General features: G+C 59.9%; 1 protein-coding gene (only partly in view). It reads right to left on the reverse strand.

What is annotated here, in order from left to right; translation table 11 throughout:
- Nucleotides 1–12,919 carry the final stretch of a VCBS domain-containing protein gene (locus B9Z42_RS15170; RefSeq protein WP_100134256.1) on the reverse strand. The gene runs 28,424 nt beyond the window's last position, so the window shows 12,919 of its 41,343 coding nt (coding positions 28,425–41,343); its start codon lies beyond the right edge, outside the window; the stop codon is at nt 1–3.

The following is a 12,919-nucleotide window of genomic DNA, read 5'->3' on the forward strand; positions in this document are numbered from 1 at the left end:
TTAAACGTTCTGCACCCCCATGTGCTGCTCAATCAACAGCTGTGCGTTCACATGCGCGTTGGCGTTGTACACCGCGTACTGGTGGCCGTTTTGCAGCAGAGTTTGGCCCGAGGCGGTCCAGTCGGCGGTGTTGAGCACCACGGTGTCGTCGGCGTCGCCGTTGAGTTGCAGGGTGTTGGCATCGTTACCGTTGAAGGTGCCTTGCAACACATCGCTCAGGTTGATCTTCAGCGTGTTGGCACCGGTGCCGCTCAGGTCCACCGCGTCTATTTGGGCGTGCTGGGCCACGAAGCTCGACAGGTCGAGGTTCATGTGCGTGCCTAACAGGTTCAACGTCACCGAGGTGGCGTCGTTGCCCGCAGACGTGCCCTGCGCCGCATTGCCCGACGTGTTACCCAAGCCGCCGCTCATGCTGTACGCCACGCTGCTGTAGGCAAACGCCGCGTCGGCCACCAACATCGACGACCCGTCCGCAGAACTCGCTGTGGTCTGGCCCGCTTCTGTCACGCCCGCCACCGGTGTGCGCACCACGCCGTCGCTGGTGAGGGTGATCGAGGTGATGCCCCAATCGGCCAAGCTGCGCACCTCGCCTGCGTCGCTCACGCCGTTTTGGTTCACGTCTTGCCACACCTTGAACTCGGCAAACTTCGCGTCTTGCGGGTCGAACATGCGGTCGTGGTTGCTGTCAAACGCCTCGGCCAAGCCCGACAAGTCGGTGGGCGCTTTGCCCTGCGCATCCAAACCATTGGCATAGGTCGTGGCGTATTGGGCAAAGGCATATTGGCTGTTGTCGTGCACCAAGCCGTCTGCGAACTTGTCCCACACCAACACGCCGTCTTGCGCCCCGGCCCAAGCGGTGAGGTCAAGGTGGCCATCGCCGTTCACGTCCATCGTCACGCTGCTGTAGCTGATCTGACCGTCACGGTTCAAGTCGAACACCAGCGGGGCCACCGTCGCGGCCAATGTCGCGATGCCCGTGCTGAAGCCCGTTGAGCCACCTCGGGTTGTCACGTTGAGCGTTTGCCCCAGCGCTGCAGCCCCTGTGCTGTCCACCGCCACCGCCGACAGTGCCGTGTAACCCGTGTCGTTGTCATTCCAACGCACAAAGGTGCTGGCGTTCAAATACACCGCCTGCGACACGCTGGCATTGGCCAACGAGATCCAAGTGCTGCCATTCCAGTATTCCCAACGGCCGGGCGTGGTGTCGGCCCCCGTCTCGGTGGCGGCGCTGGTGATGGCATAGCCCACCACGCTGCCATCGGCATCAGTAGCCGCAGGCATCAGCGAGCGGATGGCTGCACCGCCACCGGCGTACTGAATAGCCACACCAACGCCACTGGGACCGCCACTAATGGTGTCAGTCACGCTCAAGCTGTTGATAGCCGTGGAGGAAGTGATGCTGTACACACCACCACCATTACCTGTGATGGTGTTGCCACTGACACTCGTTTCGGACGAGCTCAAATTAGCACTGCTGAGCACCAAATTAGCACCGTTGACTTGGAAAGACAGTGTGTCTTTATTGGTGCCGTCGTTGTTGAGAGCTGAAAACTCAATCTTGACCTGATACACCGGATTGTCAAACGACACGCTCAACGTTTCTGTCCTGTCTTGATCGCCGATCCACATGAAAGCAGAACTGCCCGTCCCGTAAGAATTGGTTGGCGTGATATCACCCGTCGCCATGATGTTGGTGGTGATGCCGCCCAAGCTAGAACTGCCATAGGTGGCCGTCCTGTACCAGACCGGCGATCCACCTGCAAGAGGAAACAACCCCGACGCCGTCGTCGCAGTGGTGGACGCAAAAACAGGTGCCACATTCGGGTCGTTGTTGGTCACCACCACGCCCGACCTGACCAACACTTGGCTGCTGGTCATTTCATTTTGGTACACGTTATAGGTGTGGGTGCCGTTGCTCACGGTGCCCACATCAGCCCAAGCCCCTGTATCTGGCGACAACACCAAGGCGTCGTTGGACGAGCCGTCCAATACCAACTGGTGATAAGCCATGCTCGCTCTCAAAGCGATGCCCGTCACATTGGTCCAGGTGTTGCCATCGGAACTGACCGAACCGGTGCGGATCAGGTTAAAGCCCGCCATATCTTTCACATCGCGACCCATCAAGGTCAAGGTGTTGGCCGCCGTGTCGGTGCCCAAGTCAATGCGCTCGATGCTCTCGATGCGGCTGTTTTCTTCTTGGCCCATCGCACCTGCATTGCGAACGGCCGTCAGATCTACGGCTGCGCCTGCGCTCATGCGGATCGTGTCAAAACCGCCGCCACCGTTCACGAGGGCTTTGGGGCCGCCCGATGTGTTGTTGGCCAAGTTGCTCACGTCGCTGGCGGTGAGCACGATGGTGTCGTTGCCCATGCCTGCATAGAAACGGTCCACACCGCCGCCACCTGTCAGGGTATCGGCTGCCGCAGAGCCAATGACAGCCTCGGCAGAAGCCGTGCCCGTCACTGTGCCGCCGCCAGACACCGCTGCGGTTACCCACTGCGTACCACCCAGCACGAGGCTGTAGCCCGCTGCGTTGGAGCCCACCAACAGGTCGGCTAAGCCATCGCCGTTAATGTCGCCTGCGCTGGAGACTCTGTAACCAAACAAACCGGCCGAAACACCAGACCCCGTGATCAAGAACCCATTGCTGGCATCAATCACGCCATTGCTACTGATGCTCACCGCCGTGCCAGTCGCATTGCCGTACACCACATAAGCCCCAGACGAATTGGAGTTCGTACCAATGATCAGGTCACCCAAACCATCACCGTTCACATCGCCTGCGCTCGACACCCATGAGCCCAAAGAAATGGTGTTCACTGTAGGCGTCGAGATTCTGAAGCCCACGCTGGAAGCAATGCCACCCGTGCTGTCAATGGCCACAGCGGTGCCGCTGGCGTTGCCATAAATCACGTACGCACTGTTGGTGTCGTAGCCACTCACCACCAAGTCTGCCAGACCGTCGCCGTTCACATCGCCTGCACTGGACGCAATGCGGGCAAAGTTAGAAGAACCTTGCAAGGTACTGATCTTGAAACCGTTGGCCTGCGCAATCGTGGCAGAAGCCACACTCACCGTTGTGCCGCTTGCATTGCCGTACACCACATAAGCCACACCCGTGCTGTCACTCACGATCACGTCGGATAGCCCGTCGGCGTTCACATCACCCGCAGAAGACACAAAAATGCCCAAGCCACTGGTACTGCCCGTGATTTGGAAACCATCGGTAGAAGCAATGCTGCCTGAACTCAAGTTCAAGCCAGTGCTGCCCGTCTTGCCGTACACCACATACGCGCTGCCAGAACTGCTGGCGGCATAAGCGCCCACGATGAAGTCAGCCAAACCGTCACCGTTGACGTCGCCTGCGCCTGACACCAAGGTGCCCAAATAGCTGTTGGCTTTGCCTGTGATTTTGAAGCCACTGCTGCTGTTGACGATGTTGTTGCTGCCATCCAAAGTCACACCAGTGCCCGTGCTATTGCCGTAAATAACGTAGGCCGCACCCGCGGTGCTGTAGCTTCCCACAATCACGTCGTCAAAGCCGTCACCGTTGACGTCACCAACGCCCGAGACCTTGTAACCCAGATAGTTACCGCCAGAAATTTTGAAACCCTTGGACGCTGCGATCGTGCCGTCTGTCAAGTTCACACCCAGCCCAGTGGCATCACCGTACACAACAAAGGCCATACCGCCGGCACCACCTGAAACGTTCGAGCCGACGATGTAGTCGCCATAGCCGTCACCGTTCACGTCACCCGCAGCCGACACCGAATAACCCACCAAGGAGCTTGCCGGACCGGTGTAAACCGTGGCGGCCACACTGCTGCTGCTAGTTGAGGTCGTAAAGCTCAAGCCCGTGTTGCTGCTCACGCCCGCAAACGTGCTGCCCGCCGCGTTTTGCACCGCGTTATCGGTCACTTTCAGGTGGTAGCTGGTGCTCGCGGTCAAGTCTGAGGTCGGGTTGATGGTCAAGGTGTTGGTGCCCCAGCCTGCCACCAGTGTGCTGCTGGCCACATCAAAGCCTTCCACCAAAGCGCCCGTTGCGCTGTTGAACAGACGAATCGTGCCTGTGCCTTTGAGCACGGCTTGGTCAAACGTCAGCGTGAGGTTGTTGCCCAATGACGTCAGGTAGCCATTGGCCACTGGATTACTCGCAGCCAACATGACCGGAGCATTCGACACACTCACGCCTGCTTGCACCAACACCTGCGTGTCTGTGGCATCGTTTTGGTACACCGTGTAATTGCAGGTGCCGTTGTTCGCAGTGCCCGCGTTGGTCCATGTGCCTGCATGGGTGTTGAGCACCAGGCTGTCGGTGTTGCCACCGTCCACTTGCAGTTGGTGGAATGCTGTGTTGGCGCTCAAAGCCGTGCCCGACACGTTGGTCCAGGTCTTGCCGTCTGCGCTGGCGCTGCCGGTGCGGAACAGGTTGAAGCCCGCCATGTCTTTCACGTCTTTGGCGGCCAGCACCAGCGTGTTGGCGGTGCTGTCGGTGGCCAGGTCGATGCGCTCGATGCTTTCGATGCGGCTGTTTTCTTCCAAGCCCATCGCACCAATGTTGCTGATGCTGCTCAGGTTCAAGCCTGCACCACCACTCAGGCGGATCGTGTCAAATCCGCCGCCGCCGTGCACTGTGGCACGGGTGGTCCCTGTAGTGGCCAAGAGGTTGCTCACGTCGCTGGCCGTCAACACGATGGTGTCGTTGCCTTGGCCAGCAAAGAATCGGTCCACACCACCGCCACCGGTCAAGGTGTCGGCTGCGCCTGAGCCGATGATGGCTTCAGTTGCGCTGGTGCCTGTGACCGTGCCGGTGCCGTTGACAGCAGAGGTGACCCACTGCGAGCCCCCCAAGAACAAGCTGTATGAACCGCCCGAACCAAAAATGAGATCCCCCAAGCCGTCGCCGTTGATGTCGCCCGCTGAAGAAACCACACCTGTCACGTTGGTGATTTTGAAGCCGTCCGTGGCCGCAATCTCGCCACTGGCGCCCACGCTCACCGTCGTGCCATCGGCCTTGCCATACACCACAGTGAAAAAATTGGCCCCGCTTGCCGAGCTCGCTCCAATGACCACGTCTGCCAAACCGTCTCCATTCATGTCTCCGGCCGCAGCAACGCGCGAGCCAAATTGACTGGTGGCATTGGAGGGTGTAGCAATCCTGAAGCCACTGCCCGCTGCGATGCTGCCGGCGCCGTTAATGCTCACATCAGCGCCTGTGGTGGTGCCAAACACCACATAAGCGCTGTTAACGCCGTAAGCACCAATCACAACATCGGCCAGACCATCGCCGTTGACGTCGCCAGCGCTAGATGAGCTGCTGCCCAAATTACTGCCAGATTGCGCTGAGCTGATGTTGAAACCCGAACTGCCTCCAATAGGCGGGAACAAGGTGGTGTAGGTGCCAGTGGGGTTGCCATAAATCACCGTGGAGTACAGAAGTACATCACCAAAACCGTCGCCGTTGACATCGCCCGCACTGGACATGGGTGGGTACCACCAGTCGACGTTGTGGATTTTGAAGCCATCGGTCGCGCCAATGGTGCCATTTGCCAAACTCAAGCCAGTACTGCTTGCTCGGCCATACACCACATAGTTCACAGCATTGCTGCCGGTGCCAGGGCCATTGATCATCAAATCGGCCAAGCCGTCGCCGTTGACGTCGCCAGCCCCCGACACCGTGTAACCCAAATAGCTGTTGACACCGCCGCTCATCCTGAAACCCTGGCTCGCTGCAATGTTTTGGCTACCGTCCAGGGTCACAGATGTGCCGGTCGAGTTGCCATACACCACATAGGCCGAGCCGGTGTTGGCATACGAACCCACAACCACGTCGGACAAGCCGTCGCCGTTGAAGTCGCCCACGCCCGACACCGACCAGCCCAATGAGTTGCCACCCGAAATTTTGAAGCCTTTGGATGCCGCAATGGTGCCATCGGTCAAGCTCACACCTGAACCACTGGCATCGCCGTACACCACAAATGCGCTGTTGGCTGAGTGCGCACTGACGATGTAGTCATCGAAACCATCGCCGTTCACGTCACCGGCTCCCGAGACTGTATAGCCCAGGTAACTGCCAGATTGGCCTGAATAAGCCGTCCCAGCAGACACACTGCCATCGGCCGCTGCCGTGCTGAAGTTCAAGGTCGTTGCATCGTTGATGCCGATAAAACTGGCACCGCCTGCGCTCTTTACGGCCGTGCTGGACACCTTGACGTAGTAGCCCGTGCTCGCAGCCAAGTCGATGCTCGGGTTGATGGTCAGCTTGTTGGTGCCCCAGCCAGTGACCAAGCCACTGCTGGCCACGTCGTAGGCGGTTTCCAGCGGCGTGTTGTCGGCCGACTTGTAAATGCCAATCGTGCCTGTGCCTTTTTCTACCGCTTGGTCAAACGTCAGCGTGATGTTGTTGCCCACGGCCACCATGTAGCCGTTGTCGCTTGGGCTGCTGTACACCAGCACGGGTGGCACGCTGACAGCCACACCCGCTTGCACCAACACCTGCGTGTCGGTGGCGGTGTTTTGGTACACCGTGTAGTTGCTGGTGCCGTTGTTCACGGTGCCTGCGTTGGTCCACACACCTGCGTGGGTGTTGAGCACCAAGCTGTCGGTGTTGCCACCGTCCACTTGCAGTTGGTGGAAGGTGGTGGTGGCGCTCAGCGCTGTGCCCAACACGTTGGTCCAGGTCTTGCCGTCTGCACTGGCGCTGCCGGTGCGGAACAGGTTGAAGCCTGCCATGTCTTTGACATCCCTGGCCGCCAGCGTCAGCGTGTTGGCTGCGCTGTCGGTGGCGAGGTCAATGCGCTCGATGCCCTCAATCCGGCTGTTTTCTTCCAAGCCCATGCCGCCACTGTTGCTGATGCTGGTCAGGTCTAGCGCGGTGCCACCGGTTAGGCGAAGGGTGTCAAAGCCTTCACCACCGCTCACGATGGCTTTGGCCGATTGACCGGTGGTGGTGTTGGCGAGGTTGGCCACGTCGCTGGTCGTCAGCACGATGGTGTCGTTGCCCATGGCTGCATAGAAACGGTCCACACCGCCGCCGCCGGTCAAAACGTCAGCGTTGGTCGAGCCGATGATGGCTTCGGCTGCAGCAGTGCCCGTCACCGTGCCGCTGCCCGTCACCGCGTTGCTCACCCACTGCGTGCCGCCAAGGATGACGCTGAAACCCGCTGAGCTGCCGTAGCCACCCACCAGCTGATCAGACAAACCATCACCGTTGATATCACCAGCGTTTGAAATTGTCCAACCAAAGTTGCCGAGTGCGCCACCCGTCACCTTGAAACCCTGACTAGCTGCAATCGATCCACTGGTCACACTCACCGTCGTGCCACTGGCGTTGCCATAAATAACGTAAGCAGCTCCAGGGTCGCCAAATCGGCCTGTCAATATATCGCCCAGACCATCGCCGTTGACATCACCGGCGCTCGAAACAAAGGAACCAAAAGCGCTGGACGATGGACCTGCAATCACAAAACCGTTGCTGGGTGCAATCACGCCGGGGGTGATGCTGACGTTGGTGCCGCTGGCATTGCCATACACAACATAAACCGACGATGTTCCGCTGCTGGTGGTGTTCGTGCCCACAATCACGTCGGCCAAGCCATCGCCGTTCACATCGCCTGCGCTCGATACTTGGTAACCTAAATATTCAGGGTTTCCAGAAGCGTAGGAAATGGTGAAGCCTGCGCTAGGGGCTGGGTTGCTGCTGATCAAGTTCAGCGATTGGCCTGTGGCGCTACTGCCGTAAATCACATAGGCTTTGTTGACGCCATGACTGCCCACAATGATGTCCGCCAAGCCGTCCCCGTTCACATCACCCGCGCTAGATACGGCATAAGAGGCAACGGGGTTTGAAGTGGTCTGTGCCGTGATGCTGAAACCCGTCACTGTCGGGGTTACGCCACTGGCTGCGCCATAAATGACCTTGATGTTGCCGCTTGAATCGCCGGTGATCAAATCGGCAAAACCATCGCCGTTCACATCGCCCGCGCCAGAGACGGCATAACCACCCGTTGGAATTTGCAAGCCCACGCTTGGTGCAATGGTGGGCGTGGCACTGCTGAGGTTGACAGCGGCTGAGCTGGTCGTGCCATAAATGACAAAAGTGTTGCCGCCGGCGCCCATCAGCAAATCGGCCAAGCCATCGCCGTTGAAATCGCCCGCGCCCGAGGCCCAAATGGTCGAGTAGGCGGAAATTTTGATGCCACTGCCTGCGGCAATGTTGCCACCGGCAATGTTGGGCGGTGTTCCTGTAGCGTTGCCGTAAATCAAATAGGCCGTGTTCGTGCTGCCCGGTGTGACCAAATAATCACCAAAACCATCGCCATTGAAGTCACCCAAGCTGGTGAGGCCGATGTAGCCCGAGTTGGATGGAACAGCGTTGACGCCCACCGGCAAACTGCCGTCTGAAGCCGTGGTGGTGAAGTTGTAAGTCGTGGTGTCAGCAATGCCTGGGTAGGCATCGCCTGCCGTGTCTTTGATGGCCGTGGCCGCAATCTTGAGGTAGTAGCCGGTGCCCGCCGTCAGGTTGGCGGTCGGGTTGATGGTCAGGGTGTTGCCACCCCAGCCGGTGACCAGACTGCTGCTGACCACATCAAAGCTTTCAACCAGGGTGTTGGCCGCGTTGTAAAGCTGAATGGTGCCCGTGCCTTTGGCCGTGGCTTGGTTGAAGGTCAGCGTGAGGTTGGCCGCCACGTTCGACAGGTAGCCGTTGTCCGCAGGGCTGCTGCTGGTCAACGAGAACACCGTCACGTTGGTCGAGGCCATGGTGGTCACACCCGACACCGTGGTTTGCGCGGTGATGGTGCTGGTCGCGGGCAATGTGGCGCCGGTGACGGACGGACTGCCGTTGTAGGTCCAGTTGCCCGAACCGTCGACGGTGACGTTGACGGTTTGGTTGTTGAAGCTCAAGGCCACTGTGGCATTGGCCGCAGCGGTACCGCTGACCACCAGCGCTTCGCTGCTGGCCAACACGTTGTCGGTCGACACGGCGTTGAGGGTGACGGGTTTGGACACCTGCTGAGCGACTGTGTCGGTCGCCGTCGAAAACGCGGTGGCGTTGCCGTTGGTGGAGGTGCTGGCGTAAGTGCCGTCGACCCCACTGGTGCGGTCCCAAGCGCGCAGGGTGATGGCGTCGGTCATCGTGCCCACGTAGGTGCCGTTGGGCTTGTAATACACGCGATTGTCGCCGTCTGCGGCCAAGAGCAAGGCGTTGGTGTCGGAGGTGGCCGTTACCGCGCTCCAATTCGTGCCGCCATCGGTGCTGACGTACAGCGTGCCGTTGGTGGTGTTCACACCAGTGATGGCGATGCCCTTTTGCGAGGCGGCAAAGCTGTCGGTGATGCCACCGACCAAGGCGCTCACCAAGTTGCCCACAGCACCCGTGGGCACAGCGGCGTTTTGTGCCACGCCTGACAGGCTGAGCGCCGTGTCTGCCAACACAGGCGCGGCGTTGGTGGCGTTGGTTTCCGAGGTGACCACGATGCCTTGCTGCACCAAGAGCTGGACTTTCAGGGCCGAGTTGGTCCAGATGTCGTAAGCAATGTCATCGTCATAGGCGGCCAAGTTGTTGGCCGCACTGGGTGCAGTAGAGCCTTTGACAAAACCTGATGTGTCAAAACCATCGCCCTTGCCCAGCACCAAGGTGTCAGCACTGGTGCCTTTGATGACCATTTGATAGTTACCACCGAGCAGATAGCTGTTGTTCAACCAGGCCGCTTTGGTCAGCGAAGCAAAGGCTTGTGCATTGCCGATCAAGGTTTGCGCGCCGGTGTCGGTGCTCATGTCGATGAACTCCATGCCCTGAATTTTGTTCAGGGTGTAGTCGTTCATGTAGTTGAGTAAGTTCAGCGAGGTGCCTGCGCCGGTCAGCTGCAAGGTGTCGTTAGCGCCGCGGCCTTCCAAGTAAGCGGTGGATTGGCTGAGGTAGTTGGAGATGCCCGCTTGGCTCAACACGAAGATATCGTCACTGCCCGAACCAACAAAGGTGCTGCTGTCGGCGGTGGTGGGCACGTTGAAGGTCGTGGCCGACGCGGCTGCCGTGGGCAAAGCGCTGGGCGTGAACGTTTTGGTCACGGTGCTCGACGCGTTGCCCGCCGCATCAACGATGCGGAAGGTGTAAGTCGTGGTCACGGTGGGCAAGGCACCTTGCATGACCGTGGCCAAGCCGTTGGTGTTCAGCGCTGGCGCAAACGAGACCCAAGTGCTGCCGCCATCGATGCTGTATTGTGCAGTTTCGGTGGTGGCACGCGCGGCCGCTGTGGTTGCCACATAAAGCGAGGTGGCACCGCCGTCGCTGGTGGTGGTCCAGTCGCTGCCGCTGGTGCCGTGGTCGTCGCTGAAATACACCGACATCGCTGAGCTGGGGGCGGTGGTGTCAACGGTGATTTGGGTGGTGTATTTGTCGGACGTGGCTTGCACGTTGCCTGCGGCATCGGTCTGGCGCACTTGCACGGCGTTGGCACCATACACGCCTTGGGCCAAGGTGAAGCTGGTGCCGGTGCCCGTTGTCCAGGTCGCGCCCGAATCGGTGCTGTACTCCCAAGTGGTGGTGCCGCCTTCCAGCCCCGTCAGGTTGATCTGGCCGTTGCTGGTGATGCCGTCGCTGGTGCTGGTGCCGGTGTCGGCAGCCAAGGTCAAGGTGCTGCTCGTCGGGGCGGTGGTGTCGACCTTGTAGCTGGCGTTGTCACTCACTGCCACTGTGGCCAAGGTGGCGTCATTGCCTACGGCATCTTTGATGGTGCCGCCATTCAGGACCAATGCGTTGGTGCCAATGCTGATGCCGTTGGGGTCGGCCTGACCCGCCAAGATGGTGTAACTGAAAGTCAGCGCACTCGTGCCCGATCCACCCACGTAATCGGCCAAAACCGAGGTGCCACCGATGTTGAGGGTGAGTTGCGGCGTGCCGGTGACGTTGATGACCAGCTCACTGAAGGTGACGGTGGCGGTGACGGTGTCGTTCGCGCTCAAGAAGTTGTTTTGCTTACCGGTATCCGCGGTGATGGCGACGCTGCTGACCACAGGGGGAATGCCCACCAAGAACATGTCGCTGACGCTGGCTGTGCCATCGCTGGCGGTGACTTTGATGTTGAAGTCAATCGTGTTGTTGGGTGTGCCGCTGAAAGTTCGCGTGGCGGCGTTGAACGTGATCCACGCAGGCAACGCTGTGCCGTCACCGCGTGTGGCGGTGTAGGTGAGTGCATTGTTTTCTGGGTCGGTGAAGGTGCCCGCTGGAAAGGTGTAACTGAACGCGGTGCCCTGCACCGCCACTTGGTCAGGGATGGCGGCGGCAACGACAGGCGCATCGTTGACGGCGGTGACGTTGATCGTCGATGTCACGGCCGATGAATTCAATGCCCCGTCGTTGACCACGTAGCTCACTGTGCGCGCTGCCGTGTTGGGGGTATCAGACGTGTTGCTGTAGCTCACTGCGCGCAAGGCGGCTTGCCATTGGGCCAGCGTGGCGGTGCTGCTGGCCGAGGTCAGCGTCATCACACCTGTATCGGCGTCGTAGCTGCCTGCAATATTGCCCATGGCGGCGTTGGTGAAGCTCAGCACATCTTGGCCCGTGGCAAAGCCAGCCGTGATGCTCACCGTGGCTGTGGCCAATGTGGTGCTGTCCACATCACTCACCGTGATGGCGGTGTTGATGGCGGTGGCCGCTGCGTTTTCTGTGTAGGCCAAGGTCGAACCGGTGGCCAACACCGGCGCGTCGTTGACCGCCGTGAGGCTCAGGGTGTAGCTGTTTGGTGCCAAGCTCATGGGACCGGTGGCACTGTTGTAGCTGCTGACATCCAAGCGCGTGCCCGAGGTGGTGGTCGGCATGGTGTTGTCGGCCAAGCGGAACCCCAGTGGGTTCACGTTGCCGTTGAAATTGGCGGCAGGGGTGAAGCGCAGGTAGTCGCTGGCATTGAGGTACAGCGCGTTTTCTGGATGGTTGGACGACACGGTTGACCCCGTGATGTCAGCCGGCAAGTCCGTCCATGTCGTGTTGTCCGTGCTCCAAGCCCACACGCCTTGCGAAGCGGTAGATTGGTTCCAACTGATGGCAATGCCTTTGAGGCTGGCACCGGCATCGGGGTCGGTCACTTGACCTGCCAAAGCGGTGGAAATTCGCACGCTGTACACCGTGTCTTCGGTGCCACTGAGTCCGATGGTGGAAGCCGAGGTGAAGGCGGGTTGGTCGTTGGCGACGGTGACGTTGATGGTGGAGGTGACCACGTTGGAGTCGGCTGCGCCATCGTTGACTTTGTAGCTCACGGTACGGGCTGAGGTGCTGGGGGCGTCCGACGTGTTGCTGTAGGCCACGGCGCGCAAGGCGGCTTGCCATTGGGCTTGGGTGGCGGTGGCGCCTGCAGAGGTGAGCGTCATCACGCCGGTGCCGGCGTTGAAACTGCCTGTGATGTTGCCCATGCTCACATTGGTGAAGCTGATCACGTCTTCGGCCAGCACGTTGTTGCTGGCGTCTTTGACGGTCACGGTGGCCGAGGCAAACGTGGTGTTGTCCACATCACTGACGGTGATGCCGGTGTTGATGGCTGTGGCTGCTGCGTTTTCGGTGTAACCCAAGGTCGAGCCTGTGGCGAGCACAGCGGCGTCGTTGACCGCGGTGACGGTGATGGCAATGGTGTCGCTGTCGGTCAGACCACCGGCGTCAGTGGTGAGCACAGTCAGCACGTCACTGCCGTTGACGTTGAGGCTGCCGGTGTAGCTCAGCGTCGACAAGGCCGCGTTGATTTGCGTGGCTGAGCCGCTGAGGGTCAAGCCTGCAGAGCCATTGACGCCGGCTGTCACGGTGGCACCTCCGGCGAGGCTGACGGTCAGGGCACCGTTGGCCACGCTGAGTTGCGTGGTGACGATGTTGCTGTCCACGTCGGCCACGCTGATGAGGTTGCCGGCGTTGATGGACAAGGCCGTGTCTTCGTTG

This window comes from Limnohabitans sp. B9-3, from assembly GCF_002778325.1.
In the GTDB taxonomy this organism is placed as follows: domain Bacteria; phylum Pseudomonadota; class Gammaproteobacteria; order Burkholderiales; family Burkholderiaceae_C; genus Limnohabitans; species Limnohabitans kasalickyi.